This is a genomic window from Lysinibacillus composti (genome assembly GCF_016908465.1).
GTDB lineage: Bacteria > Bacillota > Bacilli > Bacillales_A > Planococcaceae > Ureibacillus > Ureibacillus composti_A.
In genome coordinates this window covers 45,991-64,232 of sequence record NZ_JAFBDY010000020.1, presented here as the reverse complement: position 1 = coordinate 64,232, position 18,242 = coordinate 45,991, and the positions used below count along the sequence as shown (strand labels likewise).

Below are 18,242 nucleotides of genomic sequence, written 5' to 3'. Positions count from 1 at the left end.
TTTAACAATTTGTATTTTTTCTTCTGCTGTAAATCTGGCCATAAAAACACCCCGTAAAAGTTAGATTTGTGTCTAACTTTTACGGGGCAGTTCATATATCATAGGAAGGTTTAAGCAGTTATGCGCGATTAACGTACGAAGATAAAATATAAGATAAAGACTACGAATAGACCATACATAATTGGATGCACTTCTTTTTTTCTACCAGCTAGGATCATTGTAATCGGGTAGAATACAAATCCAACCGCAATCCCCGTTGCGATACTGTAACCGAGTGGCATCATTAGCATTGTGAAGAAAGATGGTACCGCTACTTCGAATTTATCCCATTCGATTAAACGTAATGATGAACACATCAATACCCCAACGATAATAAGTGCTGGTGCTGTTACCGCCGAAGTTATAACACCTAGAAGCGGCGAAAAGAATAAAGCAACTAAAAATAATACCGCTGTTACTACTGCCGAGAAACCTGAGCGAGCACCTGCAGCTACACCTGAAGTTGACTCAACATAAGCTGTTGTTGTAGATGTTCCAAATAAAGAACCAATTGTTGTAGCAAGTGCATCAGCCATTAACGCACGTCCTGCACGTGGAAGTTTATTATCTTTTACTAATCCCGCTTGGTTTGCTACAGCCATTAGCGTACCTGCTGTATCAAAGAAGTCCACAAAAAGGAATGTTAATACTACTATTAAAAATTGAATATTAAATAATGAAGCTGGGTCGTTCAAAATTGGATCTAAAGCAACTAAGAATGTGGATGAAAAGTCAGGAACACCAGAAACCACCGCTGAAGGTACTTGTACTAAATTGAAGATCATACCGACTATTGCAGTAATTACGATTCCCAAAAAGATTGCTGCATTGACCTTACGAACCATAAGGATCACTGTAATAACAAGACCAAAAACAGCTAATAAAGTATCACCTTTAAATTCACCTAATGTCACTAAAGTTGCATCACTATTAACGATAATTCCAGAACCTTGTAAACCAACAAAAGTAATGAATAAACCGATACCTGCTGATACCGCATGTTTTAATTGTACCGGAATTGCATTAATAACCGTTTCACGAACACCTGTTAAAGATAAAATAATAAAAATAATACCCGAGAATAATACCCCTGTTAAGCCAGTTTGCCATGGAATGTTATATGTTAAAACAACCGTAAAAGCAAAGAATGCATTTAACCCCATACCAGGAGCTAAAGCGATTGGGAATTTACCGAATATCCCCATAATAAGTGACCCAACAGCAGCAGCTAGTGCAGTTGCAACGAATACTGCCCCAGTATCGATCCCTGCATTCCCTAAGATTGAAGGGTTTACAGCTAAAATATAAGCCATTGCAAGGAATGTAGTAAAACCACCAATTATTTCTCTGCGATAGTTTGTTCCAAGTTCATCGAACATGAAATACTTTTTCATTTTTAAAATTTCCTCCGTATGTCGTCTCAACATCTAAGGAAAAGAAAAAGACATGCGGCTTAAAAAGTTGCATGTCTACGATTCGCTCAAGAAAACTACTATACAAAAATAGCAATCCTCTCAAAGTTAATTCGTAGTCAAGCTATTTAAGGTAGCTTGGTAGAAACTTTCGGGCCATATTCCCGACATTATACGACGACGTTATTTAATTTACTCATGTAATATACCATCTCATTTTTTATATGACAACCCTATTTACGAACATTTTTTCAAATAAATTAAAAATAGTTCGTGAAAATTATTCCATTTCATGTATTCCCACCCTCACCCTATAACTATTCCACTATATTAAGAAAACTATAGTACCCGTCACAAACATATTAGACTTATTTCTGTAGTTCTTTTTATAAAAAAGAAAAAACTCTCTTCCGTTCGTGATCTACACGATTAGAAGAGAGTATATTCAAGTATTAATTATTCCCACTCAATAGTTGCTGGTGGCTTAGACGTAATGTCATACACAACACGGTTGATGTGTTTCACTTCGTTTACGATACGAACTGAGATTTTTTCTAACACTTCCCAAGGGATACGTGCCCAGTCAGATGTCATACCGTCGATAGATGTTACCGCACGGATACCGATTGTGTAATCATAAGTACGTTGGTCACCCATTACACCTACTGACTTAATATCAGGAAGTACAGCGAAGTACTGCCAAATGTCACGGTCAAGACCAGCATTTTTGATTTCTTCACGTAAGATAAAGTCAGCTTCACGTACGATTTCTAATTTATCTTCTGTTACTTCACCTAGTACACGAATACCAAGACCAGGTCCTGGGAAAGGTTGACGCCATACTACTTCTCCAGGAAGACCTAACTCTAACCCTAGAGCACGTACTTCATCTTTAAATAAAGTTTTTAATGGCTCGATTAACTCAAACTTCATATCTTCTGGAAGACCACCAACATTATGGTGTGATTTAATTGTTTGAGCAGTTGCCGTACCTGATTCAATAATATCCGTATAAAGAGTTCCTTGTGCAAGGAAGTCCATATCTTTTAATTTTGATGATTCTTCATCGAATACATAAATGAATTCATTACCGATGATTTTACGTTTTTGCTCTGGGTCAGAAACACCTTTTAACTTGTTCATGAAGCGTTCGCGAGCATCAATTTTAATAACTTTCATATCAAAGTCTTCAGTGAAAGTTTTCATTACTTGTTCTACTTCACCTTTACGGTTTAAGTTATGGTCTACGAACATACAAGTTAATTGATCACCAATTGCTTTATGAATTAAAACTGCTACTACAGATGAATCTACACCACCTGAAAGCGCACAAAGTACTTGCTTATCGCCAACTTGTTCACGAATCTTCTTCATTTCTAATTCGATAAAGTTTGCCATTGACCAGTCGCCTTTAGCATTACAAATATCGAATACGAATTGACGTAAAAGGTCATTACCATATACAGAGTGACGTACTTCTGGATGGTATTGAACTGCATAAAATTTACGCTTTGCATTTGCCATAGCAGATATTGGACAAGACGAACTTGTTGCAATTACTTCAAATCCATCAGGAACTTCTGTTACATGATCACCGTGACTCATCCAAACAACTTGTTCTTTAGGTAATTCACCAAACAATTTGTTGTCCGTAGTAACGTTAATTTCTGCTTTCCCGTATTCACGAGTGTCAGCACTTTCAACTTTACCACCTAGTGTATGGGCCATTAATTGCATACCGTAACAAATACCTAAGATTGGTAAGCCTAAATCAAAAATTGCTTCATCTACTTTAAATGCATTGTCATCATAAACTGAATTCGGGCCACCAGAGAAGATAATCCCTGCAGCGTTCATCTCTTTAATTTCTTCAGCAGTTACAGTATGGGGATGTAACTCTGAGAATACACCAAACTCACGAATACGACGAGTGATTAATTGGTTGAATTGGCTACCAAAATCGAGAACGACGATTTTTTCTTGTTCTTTTAACAATGGAGTTGTCACGCTTATCTACACCTCTTCTAAATTTTACAGACCACCGTCTTGTTTATAAAAAAACGCGTTCAAAAAGATAACTTTCTGACGCGTTCATTTTACATAAACCAAAAAGGCGGATACAACATGTAAATAAATGGCATGCTTGTATCCGCCCTCATAGCATAAGTTATTTTAGGTAACTTAGTAGAAACATCCGAACCATATTATCGGACTTATATGAAGGCAGCCTATTATTATTTTTTCTAAATTTTACCCTTAGTATACCTTAAAATCAACCGCTACCTCGATTGATTAAATATTCCCAACATTCTTTCAGTTTCGCGAAGTCTGTCTCACTTAATTGTTCTCCATATACAAACTCTTCATACGCTAAAGTAAATTGGGTCATATCATTTGTTTCAAATTTTTGATCAACCTCTTTTGCAAAGGCAGTAAGCGTTTGACCTTCTTTCCGCTTTATACCTTGTAATTCAAGGATTTTTAAAAGTTGAAGATAATGTTTTTCTAAAGAAGATTCATCCAATGGCTGATTTCCTTTAAATTTCATAAACAATTTCGGTATCCATTTTCTTCTATATTTCAATAATACTAAGATGAGAATGAGGATTAATATTAATATAGACAAATAAATATATTTACCTTGAGTTAACGATTTTGTCACAATTTCAAACAACTTACTACCTTTATGAGCTGTCGTTTCTTCGCTTCCCGTTTCCTTTTCAACTGTTTCTTCAGGTTCCGTATCTTCATCGACCGTTAATGTTTCATCTTGATCAGTCTCAGTTTTTTCTAAATCGTAATCAATTGAACGTGTATTTGTAAAACCAATCGTCGGTTCAAAATTGACCCATCCAACATTCGGAATGTATGCCTCTACCCAAGAATGCGCATCATTATTCGTAATTTCAAAAGTAGACACATCGCCATTTCGGTCAATTACTTCTCCTCCAGCAAATCCTTTTACCCATCTAGCTGGAATTCCGATCGAGCGAAGCATGACTACCATAGATGATGAAAAGTTATCACAATACCCTACTTTCGTGTCGAATAAAAACTGATCCACATAATCCTGGTCTTTAGATGGGATGGCCACATTTTCAGTATCATAACGGAAACCATTCATCCCAAAGTAATCTTCAATCGCTCTTGCTTGGTCATATGGTGTTTCTTTTCCTTTTATAATTTGATTCGCAAGTTCAACAACTCTATCCGGTAACGAATTAGGTAATTGTAAATATCGCTCTCGAATAAAAGAATCTATTTCTTCAGTCGGCTTTTTTAGATTACTGTATAAATAAGTTGGTTTGCTGTACTCAACAACATAATTTGAAAGTACCGTTTCTTCGGTATTTATAACCGGCGTTATTTTTTCGGAGTTACTGTCCATAAACAATTCCACATTTGGTTCTTCAGTATAAACGCTTTTTAAACCGTAGGGATGAATAATAAAATCGTAAGGATAGACAACTTTAATAAGTGATGTTTTAGTCTGATCTTCAGGTCCAATCGGTAAAGAGTGAACAATTCGATCCCCTTGTTCGAAAACCGAAAACTCATTTAAAAAGTAATCTGATTTTTCCCACCCCTTTGACGTATAAACATCTTTCGTTTCAACACGCCAATATTGCTTCGTTTCTGCTTCGGCTAGAAAAACAACTTGATCATCAGCTACAAACGAGCCTCCAAGCGTTTCATCATCATCCCCATACCCAACTTTAGAAACCGTAGTACCTTCTCCAACCTCCCCTTGCCCTGTGGCAGATTTAATAAAAGGGACAGGGTCTGGCCATTGCGGCGAAGCTTTCGGTAGAAAAATTGCAACAGAACTTGTTAAACCAATTAAAAGGATAATTGGCATCAGTAATAGAATGTACTTTTTCCAATCTTTTTGAATTCCAGCTTGTTTAAACAACCGCTTTACATATAAAAATGAAGTCATTATAAGACCAAGGAGTACTACTTTTACAATTGCAAAAGAACCATCATATCGAGTAAATGTATCCAAGATTGCGATAAAAAACACGGTAATTACTAAGAAATAAAAGATGTTCATTCGAATCGTAATCCAATGGTGAACTAAATAAATTAACATCCAAATTAAAACGAAAAACAAAAACGTACGGAAAGAATCCGTTATACTAGTCCAATCCGCAAGAATCACACTTGAAAAGTTCGTCCATAAATCATGTGTAAGAAAATGAAATCCTTCCACTGAAAATGGGGCTGTGTCACTATAAACCCTAACAATAAACCATGAAATATAAAGCCCTTTTACAATCCATGAGATAATGAAATGTATCTTAAATAAACTAATTACTAAACTTAAAGCGATAAAAATTAAAATCAAATTCATATGGCCAGTTCCCGTTAATTGCATAATAGGTACTAACCATTCTCGTAGAATGAAAAATATTAAAACATAATAAATTGATAGCTCAATATATTTAAATGTCGCCCTCTTCACGGCTTCAACACCTCCGTGAATGCATGTTTAAACAAGTCTTTAGTCAAGTAGACCACTTTTACATGAGGAAATTTCCGCTCAACACCTTTTGTTTTTTGAGCTTCATCATTAATAACAACAAAACAAACTATCCCGCGCATTGAATTCATACTATTCACAAAGAATATTTCTAATTGTTCTGTGATCTCTCCCGTTACCAATAATAACGTTGATGAATGGAAGTTAGCTATTTCATTTAATAAAACAACTTCTATTTTCCGTTTAGCATCAGGTTTTACAACTGCTAAATGCCGGTTCACACGCTCCAGCTGATTCCCTGTTTTCAAATTCGGAAAGTATTGACGGTCCTTTCCTATGGATAAAAACGAAATCTCACCATGTTTTTTCACAACAGCATTTAAAGTGGATGCTACAAAATCAACAACCAATTCAAAGTTTTTGCTTGTAGTCGAGTCAAGTACTAAAGCAACTTCCCGTGACTGACGATCTTCAAATTCCTTCGTCTTTAATGTTTCATTTTTGGCGAATGACTTCCAATGAATTAACGAAAAACGGTCTCCAGCTTGATAATCTCTGATTCCGGTTACTAATGAATTATCCTTCATAACTTTAATTGAAGAATGAACTCCCCCTTGTCCAAACTGGAATTGAAGTGGTTTGTAGTTAACCTCCGTCATTTTAGGATAAATAAGGACAGTTTGTTGAACTTGATGAACTTTACGGCGAACAGTCCATCCGAAAAAATCTGTGAATGTAAATAAAAAGCCATTAAACCGCAACTCGCCACGTTCTAATTTAGAAAGTTCATATGTCCATTCAAAATTCCTTCTCCATCCTACAAAGAAGATATTACTAGAACGACCATTTGTTTTTTCGTAAAATCGCTGGTCCATCCCCATTTCTTGAATCGTAACAAAGATGAGTGGAAACCATGTTTTATTACGGAAACTCACTTTCACCGAAGCGGAATCACCACGGGTAAGAGTCAGTGGGAGAATTTCACGATGAACATTCGAAATGTTGATTGGTAGGAATGCTAATAACAAAGAATAAAGTAAAAATGGAATCAATGTGAAAAAGAGAAACCAACTAACAAACCCCCCCTGAAACATTGCAAATGAAAAAGTTGCAGCGATTAGAAGGAGAATTAAAGTAAGACGGCCACTATTACTTAAAAAAGCTTTTATTCTATTCATTCTTGAGCATACCTTTTAATAGGCACAACAGCTTTTTCAATAATATTTCCTAAGATTCCATCAGTCGTAATTCCTTCGTACCTAGCTTCAGGCTTTAAAATGATGCGATGTCCAAAAACAAACGGGGCTAAATATTGAACATCGTCAGGTTTCACAAAATCTCGATCTTGCATTTTGGCGTAGGCCTGCGATGCTTTCATCAGTGCAATTGAAGCTCTAGGGCTAACCCCCAAGTAAATATGTTGAATGCTTCTAGTGGCTCTAGCAATTTGTACAATATAGCTTTTAACTGAATCATCTACATAAACACTCTTTACCTCTTCTTGCAACTCTAAAAGATCTTCAATTGAAATAACAGGAGATAATTGATGAATGGCTTCATTATGCTGTGTGCGACGTAGAACCTCAACTTCTTCTTGTGCTGTTGGGTAGCCCATTTTGATTTTTAATAAGAATCGGTCAAGTTGCGCTTCAGGTAATGGATATGTACCTTCATACTCAATTGGATTTTGTGTCGCCATTACAAAAAACGGCTTAGTGATTTGTAATGTTTCACCATCGATCGTGACAGAGGCCTCCTCCATACTTTCTAATAAAGCAGATTGTGTTTTGGGTGAAGTACGATTGATTTCATCCGCTAAGATAATATTTCCTAAAATGGGGCCAGGTCTGAATTCAAATTGAAGTGTCTTTGGATTATATACGGATACACCAATTACATCAGATGGTAGTAAATCTGGTGTAAATTGAATCCGTTTAAACTGAGCGCTTACAGATTTAGCAAGCGCACGTACCATCATCGTTTTCCCGACTCCGGGTACATCTTCTAATAAGACGTGCCCTCCAGCAAGTAATGCAACAACACTCAATTCAGCAACTTCACGTTTTCCTATCATTACTTTTTCTATATTCTCAATAATTGCCTCTATTTGTTTATGCATACTCGTACAACCTCCAGATTCAAACCAACTACGGTAATCAGAATTTACATAATACTTCTTCAAGCATAAACGATAATCAATTATGAATACAAATAATTCAAATACCTAATGTTAATATTTGTAATCCCCAGTCCCCTATTATTCTATTTAATGCTTACTTCAAATCTATTTGCAAACTTTTCATGACTTTGGTGGTAGGCTATGCTTTTTAAGTAAGGTCAGTTTTTTTGTAATTCATAGTTTAATTCCCTTTAGAATAATAAAAAAAACGAAGGATTCCCTTCATTTTAGGTTCTTTAAATAGAAGTACGGTAAGTGTCAATACGTGATATTCTATTTTGGCTCATTTTTATTTTCCTTGAATATTCAACTAGTGACTTTTGGGTTAACATAATAGAATCCCCATCCATTAAAATCCCCTTTACAATCAAATGCCCACTACTATTTTTTAATACACTATTCTTTTTCTCTCGATTATTTTTAATATTTTTGGAGCTTTTTCTTTGTTGTTGACCGGAGGAGTACGACCTCCCCCCATCATGCATCACACGGTAAAATTGGTCGTTTGCATGTAAGTACTGCCGCGAATTACGAAATATGCTACTAGTAGTCGGATTGACTCGGGATGTTTTCATTCAATACTCACCTCTACAATTCATTAAACAAATTCACAACTATTTACCCATTACACTACCATTTAAATGGTAGTGTATGTGTATAAGAAAACCAGACAATAAGCAAATCGTCTGGTTTCCTACCGTATTGGTTATTATTTCCAAAAGTCATCAAAAATAGTAATAGGTAAATGGCGTTTATGCTGAGAGCGTAAATAATGACCTTCAATTACTTTTCGTAATTCTTCAGGCACTTCTTTTCCTTCTAAATAATCATCAATTACTTCATAAGAAACTCCTAAAGCTGATTCGTCAGGCAATGATGGACGTTCTTCTTCTAAATCTGCTGTTGGAGTTTTTAAGTATAGATGCTCAGGACAACCTAAATACGCTAATATTTGTTTACCCTGTCTTTTATTCAGACGGAATATCGGCGTCAAATCTACACCACCGTCGCCGTATTTTGTATAAAAACCAGTGATTGCCTCGGCTGCATGGTCCGTACCGACAACTACTCCACCGTTCATGGCTGCGATAGAGTACTGTGCCTTCATTCGTTCTCTCGCTTTTTCATTGCCTTTTGCAAAGTCACTCAATTCGATGCCAGCTTCTTTCAGCGTCTGTACACTTGCATCTACTGCTTTTTTTATATTAATTGTATAAACTTTTGTTGGTTTGATAAATTCAAGAGCATCCTGACAATCTTGCTCATCTGCTTGTGTACCATAAGGAAGTCGGACTGCCCATAGCGAATATCGCCCTTGTCCATGCTCTTGATTTAATTCATCAACCGCAAGCTGACATAGTTTACCCGTTAGCGTTGAATCTTGTCCTCCACTTACTCCAAGTACAAAACCTTTAACGAAGCTATGTTTAGCAGCGTATTCTTTAAGAAAATCCACAGATTTACGAACTTCATCTTCTGGGTTAATTTCAGGTAGTACTTTTAACTCTTCAATAATTTGCTTTTGTAGCTCTTCCATATTACCCACTCCTTAACGACGTCTGATTTCTTCAACCATATCACGCACTTCTTGAATATTACTCATTTTGTTATCCCAACATTTTTGACTGAGGTCAACCGGATATTCTTCAGGATTTAATGAGCGTTTGTATTCATCCCATAATAGATCTAAGGTAGAAGTTGCATATTTTTGCATATCCAAAACAGAAGGACTTTCGTATATAACGTTTCCATCTTCAATCACTTTACGATGTAATTCTCTCGCTTCAAAGTTTGTGACAAATTTAGAAATAAATGTATGAATTGGGTGGAACATTTTAATGCGTTCTTCCGCTTCTGGTCTTTCATCAGCTAATGCAATGTAATCGCCTTCTGCTTTCCCATTATCACGGTTGATAATACGATAAACTTTCTTCAGACCTGGAGTTGTAACTTTTTCAGCATTGGCGGATATTTTAATTGTGTCTTCCATCTCACCGTGTTCATTTTCGATTGAGACCATTTTATAAACCGCTCCTAAAGCCGGTTGATCATATGCTGTAATGAGCTTTGTTCCAATGCCCCAAGAATCCACTTTAGCTCCTTGTGATTTAAGATTTAAAATTGTATATTCATCTAAATCATTTGAAACAACGATTTTAGCATTCGGAAAACCTGCTTCATCTAACATGCGTCTAGCTTCTTTTGATAGAAACGAAATGTCCCCACTGTCTAAACGAATCCCAATAAAGTTAATTTTATCTCCCAATTCTTTTGCAACGCGTATTGCTGTTGGCACACCTGATTTCAACGTATCATATGTGTCTACTAAAAATACGCAATCTTTATGTCTTCTAGCATAGGAATGAAAAGCATCGTAATCATTTTTGAACGTTTGAACTAATGCATGTGCATGAGTTCCTGCAACTGGAATATCAAATAGTTTACCTGCTCTTACATTTGAAGTAGAATCGAATCCTCCGATAATTGCTGCACGCGCCCCCCAAATCGCTGCGTCCATCTCTTGTGCACGGCGCGTACCAAATTCCATTGCTATTTCATCCTTAATGATTTGCTTAATTCTGCTTGCTTTTGTTGCAATAAGTGTTTGGAAATTGACGATATTTAAAATAGCTGTTTCAACTAATTGTGCTTCCGCTAAGGGAGCTTCTATTCTGATTAGCGGCTCATTTGAGAAAACCACTTCTCCTTCAACCACAGAGTAAACAGATCCAGTGAAACGAACCCCTTTTAAATAGTCTATAAAATCATCCGAATAGCCTACTTCTTCTTTCAAATATGTAATATCAGATTCACTAAAACGGAAATTTTTTAAATAATCCAACACTCTGTCTAGCCCTGCAAAAATTGCATAACCATTGCCAAAGGGCATTTTTCTAAAATAAACTTCAAACACCGATTTACGGTTGTGTAATCCATCTGCCCAATAACTTTCTGCCATATTGATTTGATAAAGGTCAGTGTGTAAAGTTAAGCTGTCATCTGTGAATTTCGATTTCATTACTAGGCACCCTCTTCTTCGGTTTCATAATTTAGTATAGTATACACCATTTACCATGTAGACGTATCAATTGGTGTCTTAGCGCTCTATACCCCCTGAGTTTTTTCATCTCTTAACACCGTTAGCAATCTCTTTGTCTTTACATTTTCATCGTTATAATTATTAGTAGTATTCAATTCTTTTATAGGAGATAAACATGACACAAATAAATGAAACTACCGCTATTCGTTTGCTCGAAAGAAAGGAAGGGAAATTGGGGGTATTACTTGGAAAATTGCGGTTACACTTATAATTGTTGAGTTGGTGACACAGGGAATTTTACTCGGTCTACATATAGTTCCACCCACAGCTCAATACATTATCCCGATTAGCGGTATGTTAATAAGGAATGCCATGATATTATCTATACTATTCTTAAATAGATTTTCCGCAGAAATTAATTCTAGCAATGATGAAATTGAGCCTCTTCTGTCAATTGGAAGAACACCAAAACAGGCTATTCATAAACAATTAACATGTTGTATTCGAGCAAGTATGATTCCCACGATTGAAAGCCAAAAGACAATTGGTTTAGTTCAATTACCTGGGATGATGAGATGTCAAATAATTGGAGGAGCAGACCCAATTCAAGCCGTCCAATTTCAAATATTAATCATCTTCGCACTTCTAACAACTGCTGCGTTATCAAGCATTTTAATTGAATTTTTAAGTTATCAAACTCTATTTAATGAACGAATGCAGCTTATAAATGCTCGAAAATGACAATATTTTAACTATTGTTAATTTACCACAAATTGATTATAGTGTATGATATAAGCACTTCATAAAGAGGAAAGAGGAGTCAACTATGCCTTTATTACGTGACATTTTTATTAACTTATCTGAAAACCAATTACTAAACAGTGCAGCACAAAAATACGGTTTAAGACTCGGAGCTCAAAGCGTTGTGGCTGGAACAAATATTCCTGAAGTAATTAAAAGTATGAAAGAGTTAAATGCTCAAGGTATCTCTTGTACTGTAGATAACTTAGGTGAATTTGTATATGAAAAATCTGAAGCAACAAAAGCAAAAGAAAATATCCTAGCAGTTATTGAAGCTATTCATGAAAATGATGTAGATGCACATATTTCATTAAAACCTTCACAGCTTGGTTTAGATATTGACTATGATTTCTGTTACGAAAACTTGGTGGAAATCGTAGCAAAAGCTGCAGAATATAATATGCATGTTAACTTTGATATGGAAGACTATGCGCGTCTTCAACCATCATTCGATTTATTAGAAACAATTTCTCAAGAATATAATAATGTTGGTACAGTAATTCAAGCATACTTCTTCAACGCAAAAGAAAATATTGAGAAATTTAAAGATTATCGTTTACGTATCGTTAAAGGTGCTTATAAAGAACCTGCAGATGTTGCTTATCAGGACAAGCATGATATTGATTTAAACTTCATCGAGTTAATTGAATATCACTTATTAAATGGTAAATTTACATCGATTGCAACACACGACCATAACGTAATCAATCATGTTAAGCAATTTGCAAAAGAGCATGATATTCCTACTGATAAGTTTGAATTCCAAATGCTTTACGGATTCCGTAAAGAAATGCAATTAGAACTTGCAAGAGAAGGCTATAATTTCTGTACTTATGTACCATTCGGTAGTGACTGGTACGGCTACTTCATGCGTCGTTTAGCAGAACGTCCACAAAACCTAAACTTAGTGACAAAACAAGTATTCACTAAGAAAAACAATACAGTAATCGGTTTAGCAGCTGCTGCATTCGCTCTTGGCCGTTTAACAAAAAAATCTAAATAATAAAAAGAAGGAACCTCGTGCAATGCATAAGGTTCCTTCTTTTTATTTAAACAACTCTGCTAAGACTAAGCCCAACGAAATGTTCAACTCCTGCGGTTACTTATCAAAGAAAACATTGCAACCGTTGCCACAGGACGTGGCGTTCTTAGGTTGCTTCCTTAATGTCTAGTTGCGGCGGCTAGCTGCTCTTTTCTATTTATTCCATCCCTTCTCTTTAAAACGCGAGATGGCTTCGATACGATTTCCTACTCCAAGTTTATCTAAGATTGTGGAGATGTAATTACGAACAGTACCTGCTGATAAATATAACTCCGCTGCAATTTCTTTTGTTGTCTTGCCTTCTGCTACTAATTCTAGTACCTGACTTTCACGTTCAGTTAAAGGGTTTTCACTGTCATCTTCGTAAACAGAGTCAACAAGTTCGGGTGCGTAAATTCTTCGCCCATCCATAATGACACGAATGGAATGAACTAATTCTTCAATCGGACTATCCTTTAATAAATAGCCGCGCACCCCCGCCTTTCGCGCACGTTCAAAGTATCCTGGTCTTGCAAACGTTGTAAGGATTATGATCTTGCATTCGCTACTTGCTGCATGGATTACTTCAGCAGCATCTAATCCCGTTTTTACAGGCATTTCAATATCCATGATACATATATCCGGGTTAAACTCTTCCACTAGTTTAATTGCTTCCTCACCATTTTTAGCTAAGCCGACTACTTCCATATCGTCTTCCATATTTAACAATGACTTCATTGCACCAAGTAACATTCCTTGATCTTCCGCAATAACTATTCGAATCATTTTAATGATCCCCCTTCTGATGGGTAATTGCTAAAGGTATTTTTATAACAAGTTTCATTCCCTTATTATTTTCGAACGTAACTGTACCGTTAATAAAATCCAATCTTTCATTCATTCCTTTAAGGCCATTGCCAGTAAAGTCCGACTTACTTTCCTCTATCCCTTTTCCATTATCTTCTATGATCAATACTACTTCATTATCATTTCGTTTAATTTCAATTATGCATTTCTTTGCATTACTATGTTTCACGACATTTGTTACCGCTTCTTTCAAACACATACTAAGCACATTTTCAACTAGAACAGGAACAACTAATTGATTGGAATCCCCTTTAATTTCGACATCAATTTGCGCTGCACACAATATTTGTTTAACTCTTAACAACTCTTCTTTTAACTTTACAGCACGCATATCAGTAACTAGTTCTCTAACCTCTTTCAAAGCAATGCTAGCTGTATGACGAATATCTTTAATTTCTTGTATTGCAAGTTCAGGATTTTTCGTTACAAGGCGACTTGCTAAATCACTCTTTAAACCAATCATTGACAACTTTTGGCCAAGTGTATCATGTAAATCACGAGCAATTCGTTGACGCTCTTCGTAAATCACAAGTTCTGCAATACGTTCTTTAGCGGTTTCAAGTTCACCCTCGAGATTCTCTCGCTTATTTCTGCTATATAATGTAAACGGAAGCAGCACTACCCCTACTACCGTTATAATGATAAAAGGTGTTTGTGAAATAAATAAGTCTAAGTCAATAAAATATCCTCCAACAATTGATACAATGGTAAATCCAATATGTAACCCATACATAATGAAGAACCCAACTGTGTTTCTTATATTACCAATGAAAAATGCTGTAAATAGCGATAAATAAACATAACCAAACATTAATGTCATCGCGATGTTTAACACCATTTCAAAGCTGATCCACATATATACTAATCCGTTTTTAGATTGAAATGAAAAACGATGCGACAAAAAGTAAAGAAGGATCATGACAACACCAATGATGATTTGTACAAATGAATATGATTTTATAATAAAGTAAAAAGGCATTATACAGAAAATAACCCAAACATAAATACTTATCCATGGGTTTTTTGGTAAGATTGTATACCAACTATGCATGTAAACTCCTCACTGCTCTCATGTTTTCTTTTTATTATAACAGAGTACAATTTCACTTCCCTTAACCTCGGTTACCAAAAATAAAGGAGTGTGACAAACATAAATGTCACAACTCCTTTATTAGTCCCTACTTAGAATGTCTCTTTCGATCGTGACTTCAATGGGATTGACTTATTTCTTACAAGTATACTTTTCTCAACTTCTTTAAATGAAACAAATTTCTTATTTTTTGGGTCATATAATTTATAACGAACCGATTCAAGGCTAGTCTTTAAAGTAATTGTAGTTGCTTGCTGTAAAGGTGGGATTGATTCATGCGCTGCTTCCAAATTATAATTTGGTACTCTTGGCGCTAAATGGTGAACATGGTGATACCCAATGTTACCAGTCACCCATTGTAAAAGCTTCGGTAATTTATAGAAAGAACTGCCCTCAACAGCAGCTTTCACATAATCCCACTCTGGGTCAAACTCAAAATAAGAGTCTTCATACGTATGTTGGATATAGAATAACCAAATCCCTAATGCACCTGCAACAAATAAAGTTATTCCATGCACTAGTAAAAATGTCTGCCATCCGAAAATTAAAATCAGTGTTGCACAGATTACGATTAAAGCAACATTAGTGAAATACGTATTCAAACGTTCTTTCTTCTTTGCATCCTTACGGTTCATTCGATTTAATACTAACACCAAAAATAGTGGTCCTAAACCAAACATAACAATCGGGTTACGATATAAACGATAGCCTAATCGACCCAATTTAGACTTTTCTAAATACTCATCAACTGTTAACATATCGATATCACCGATACCACGTTTGTCTAAATTTGAACTTGAGGCATGATGGATCAGATGTTCACGTCTCCATTTTGCATAAGGGAAGGAAGTTAAAATTCCCGTAATATTACCAACAAGATCATTAGCTTTTTTGCTTTTGAAAAAAGAACCATGTGTACAATCGTGGAATATAATAAATGTTCTTACTACAAATCCAGCGGCAATTACGCTACATGCAACTGTCCACCATGGTGAAAATTGTAGTAAATAATAACCTGCCCCCCATATAAGGAAGAGCGGAATAATTGTGTTAAATATTTGTATGATACTAGCTTTTAGTTCAGATTTAGCAAATGGTTGGACTTCTTTTCTAAGCATTTTTGTTTTTTCTGCATCAGTCATCGTCAAAGTAAACCCTCTTTTCACGTGCTATTTGATAGTACTATCATAAGTAAATTTTCAGAATTCAACTAGAAGCAAACATCACTACTTTCATATTACATATGTCATATGACAGCAATGGAATAATGTGATAATGCAATTCGCAAAAAAAGCTATCCTGATAATAATATTTTTCAGGATAGCTTTTCTTATACTATTTTTCCATAGGATTTGTCGGGCCTTTAAAATCAAGTTGGTAAAACACCAAATCTAACCATCGCCCAAATTTATAACCTGTATTTTTGAGAGTGCCACGATACGTAAAACCAAGTTTTTCATGTATTATAATACTGCCTTTATTTTCAGCGTCAATACAAGCAATCATTGTTTTTACTTCACGTTGTTTAGCTTCCTCGATTAGGAACTTCATAAGCTTGGAGCCAATACCTTTTCGATGGTGATTATTATGAATATAAACAGAATGTTCAACAGCATATTGGTATGCAGGATAGGGTTTAAATTGGCCATATGTAGCATAACCAACTACTTCTCCATCTTCCTCGTACACAAAAAGCGGCTCCCCATTCTCATGCTTGTTTTTAAACCATTGTTGTTTTTCTTCCAAAGTTTCAGGTTGATATTTATAGATTGCAGTAGTATGTAGTATTGCATCATTATATATTTCTAAGATCTTTTTTACATCTTCTAATTTCATTTCTCTTATCATCATTAATTTCCCTTCATCAAACATGTTGCACTTAACTAGCTTCATTCACTTAATTTTTTAATTACTTTTGCTAACAATAATGCTCTTTCAACTAGTGAGGGTATTTCAATATATTCGTCCTCACTATGTGCATTCCCTCCAATAGGTCCTAGCCCATCTATAGTAGCTACACCTACAGTTGAAGTAAAAGAAGCATCTGAATTTCCACCTGTCGAAACATCTTTTATTTGAATTCCGATTTCTTCACCAGCTTCTTGAATTACATTAAGAAGTCGAACCGTTCCTTCATCTTTAACCATTGGATTTCGATTAATGCTACCTTGCAATTCTAAGATTGCTCCAGGTACATTTGCAGTTGCACAGATTTTACGAATTTCTTGATCAATAAGTATGCCTTGTTCCATTTTATCAATTCGCACATCAATATAAGCTTCTGCATATGGACAAATAACATTTGCTGATTCTCCCGCTCGGACGATCCCTACATTCACATTAACCCCATTCATAAACTGATTTAATTGTTGAAGTTTTATAATTTTATGCGAAATTTCTTCAATAGCACTAATTCCATCCTCAGGAGAGATCCCAGCGTGGGCTGCTTTACCATATACTCTTAACGCGTAATTTCCACCACCCCTTCTACTACTTACAATCGATCCGTCCGGGCGGGCTGGTTCCATTACAAGCGCATAACGTTTACCTAAAGCCATATTTTCAATAAGTACATTGGAAGTAGTAGAGCCTATTTCTTCATCACTATTTAGTAAGATGTGCACATTATGATAAGCTTTTTCTTCTCCAACTTCAATTAAAGCCTTTAGTGCATAAAGAAGAGTAACTAGGCTCCCTTTCATATCAATTACTCCAGGACCATACGCTCTTGAACCACGAATGGTAAAATGCCGATCCTTAGCCGTTCCTTCACTAAAAACTGTATCCAAATGACACAAAATAATAATTTGGGGTGTTTTTGCTTCTTGATGTCGAATTAATAAATGATTACCTACTTCAGTTTGTTCAACAGTATTCACAACAAAATTTAACAGTTTATACTCATGGCTTAATATTTTCCCGATGGCATCTACACCTTTTTTATAATGACTACCGGAATCCTTGTTAACAAGCCTCTCCAACAGAAATAACATTTCTTGTTCCTTCGATTGCAAATACTCTAACAAAGAACCAAATCCCTTCCGTATATTGAAAATCCACTTACCATTGTAAAAATTCCCCTATGTTAATCCCCTTTTCTTTACTTTTAACTATTATTTGTATGTCTACGTACTCGTTCACTTAAAAATTCATTGATCCGACAATAACTCTAATTAGAACTAAGTAAAAATTGGTGAGAAGTGCCATTAGTCATGTTCTATCGTTTAGGGTTAACCCATAATAAAAAAATCTCCGTAGAATAAGAATTTCTTCTTAAATCTACAGAGATATCGTCAATCTTATGGAATGA

General features: G+C 35.5%; 14 protein-coding genes, 1 pseudogene and 2 riboswitches. Of the genes and pseudogenes, 2 read left to right on the top strand and 13 right to left on the bottom strand.

Annotation, left to right across the window (positions count from 1 at the left end):
- Window positions 1-128 precede the first annotated feature (128 nt).
- From JOD29_RS16285 to JOD29_RS16250, 8 genes are all read right to left on the bottom strand, one after another.
- Complete coding sequence (locus JOD29_RS16285; protein ID WP_124766519.1) at window positions 129-1,433, bottom strand: NCS2 family permease; 1,305 nt, start codon at window positions 1,431-1,433, stop codon at window positions 129-131.
- A 114-nt stretch (window positions 1,434-1,547) separates the two neighbouring features.
- Window positions 1,548-1,649, bottom strand: a riboswitch (purine riboswitch).
- Window positions 1,650-1,907: 258 nt separating this feature from the next.
- Window positions 1,908-3,458: a glutamine-hydrolyzing GMP synthase gene (gene guaA, locus JOD29_RS16280; protein ID WP_420844561.1), complete on the bottom strand. Its 1,551-nt coding sequence runs from the start codon at window positions 3,456-3,458 to the stop codon at window positions 1,908-1,910.
- 131 nt (window positions 3,459-3,589) lie between these two features.
- A riboswitch (purine riboswitch) is annotated at window positions 3,590-3,692 on the bottom strand.
- A gap of 31 nt (window positions 3,693-3,723) precedes the next feature.
- Window positions 3,724-5,916 carry a DUF4129 domain-containing transglutaminase family protein gene (locus JOD29_RS16275; protein WP_124766517.1) on the bottom strand — a complete coding sequence of 731 codons (2,193 nt, stop codon included), beginning with the start codon at window positions 5,914-5,916 and terminating at the stop codon, window positions 3,724-3,726.
- Entirely contained in the window at window positions 5,913-7,112 is a 1,200-nt protein-coding gene (locus JOD29_RS16270) for a DUF58 domain-containing protein (RefSeq protein WP_124766516.1), read from the bottom strand. The genes JOD29_RS16275 and JOD29_RS16270 overlap by 4 nt, the downstream gene beginning before the upstream one ends.
- Window positions 7,109-8,053, bottom strand: a complete 945-nt coding sequence (locus JOD29_RS16265) for an AAA family ATPase (RefSeq protein WP_124766515.1) — start codon at window positions 8,051-8,053, stop codon at window positions 7,109-7,111. Before JOD29_RS16265 ends, JOD29_RS16270 begins: the two co-directional genes overlap by 4 nt.
- A gap of 296 nt (window positions 8,054-8,349) precedes the next feature.
- The gene (locus JOD29_RS16260) at window positions 8,350-8,688 is read right to left on the bottom strand and encodes a hypothetical protein (protein WP_124766514.1); all 339 of its coding nucleotides are present in this window, start codon (window positions 8,686-8,688) and stop codon (window positions 8,350-8,352) included.
- A 134-nt stretch (window positions 8,689-8,822) separates the two neighbouring features.
- A complete protein-coding gene (gene nadE, locus JOD29_RS16255) occupies window positions 8,823-9,650 on the bottom strand; it encodes an ammonia-dependent NAD(+) synthetase (RefSeq protein ID WP_124766513.1) in 828 nt (275 codons plus the stop codon).
- 12 nt (window positions 9,651-9,662) lie between these two features.
- Complete coding sequence (locus tag JOD29_RS16250) at window positions 9,663-11,132, bottom strand: nicotinate phosphoribosyltransferase (RefSeq protein WP_124766512.1); 1,470 nt, start codon at window positions 11,130-11,132, stop codon at window positions 9,663-9,665.
- A gap of 231 nt (window positions 11,133-11,363) precedes the next feature.
- Here JOD29_RS16250 and JOD29_RS16245 point away from each other — a divergent pair.
- Both JOD29_RS16245 and JOD29_RS16240 read left to right on the top strand, forming a co-directional pair.
- Window positions 11,364-11,894: pseudogene (locus tag JOD29_RS16245) on the top strand (ABC transporter permease); the annotation flags it as partial.
- 85 nt (window positions 11,895-11,979) lie between these two features.
- Window positions 11,980-12,957: a proline dehydrogenase family protein gene (locus JOD29_RS16240; protein WP_124766510.1), complete on the top strand. Its 978-nt coding sequence runs from the start codon at window positions 11,980-11,982 to the stop codon at window positions 12,955-12,957.
- Between the two features lie 192 nt (window positions 12,958-13,149).
- On the opposite strand, the gene JOD29_RS16235 is transcribed toward JOD29_RS16240, so the two are convergent.
- The 5 genes from JOD29_RS16235 to JOD29_RS16215 all read right to left on the bottom strand — a co-directional run bounded on the left by JOD29_RS16235 (window position 13,150) and on the right by JOD29_RS16215 (window position 17,958).
- Window positions 13,150-13,761: a response regulator transcription factor gene (locus tag JOD29_RS16235; RefSeq protein ID WP_124766509.1), complete on the bottom strand. Its 612-nt coding sequence runs from the start codon at window positions 13,759-13,761 to the stop codon at window positions 13,150-13,152.
- A gap of 1 nt (window position 13,762) precedes the next feature.
- Complete coding sequence (locus JOD29_RS16230; RefSeq protein WP_124766508.1) at window positions 13,763-14,893, bottom strand: sensor histidine kinase; 1,131 nt, start codon at window positions 14,891-14,893, stop codon at window positions 13,763-13,765.
- A 131-nt stretch (window positions 14,894-15,024) separates the two neighbouring features.
- Window positions 15,025-16,074, bottom strand: a complete 1,050-nt coding sequence (gene desA, locus JOD29_RS16225; protein WP_192894254.1) for a Delta(5) desaturase DesA — start codon at window positions 16,072-16,074, stop codon at window positions 15,025-15,027.
- A 193-nt stretch (window positions 16,075-16,267) separates the two neighbouring features.
- A complete protein-coding gene (locus tag JOD29_RS16220; protein ID WP_124766522.1) occupies window positions 16,268-16,780 on the bottom strand; it encodes a GNAT family N-acetyltransferase in 513 nt (170 codons plus the stop codon).
- A 41-nt stretch (window positions 16,781-16,821) separates the two neighbouring features.
- Window positions 16,822-17,958, bottom strand: coding sequence for a M20 family metallopeptidase (locus JOD29_RS16215; RefSeq protein WP_124766506.1), 1,137 nt, complete (start codon window positions 17,956-17,958; stop codon window positions 16,822-16,824).
- Between the last annotated feature and the right edge of the window lie 284 nt (window positions 17,959-18,242).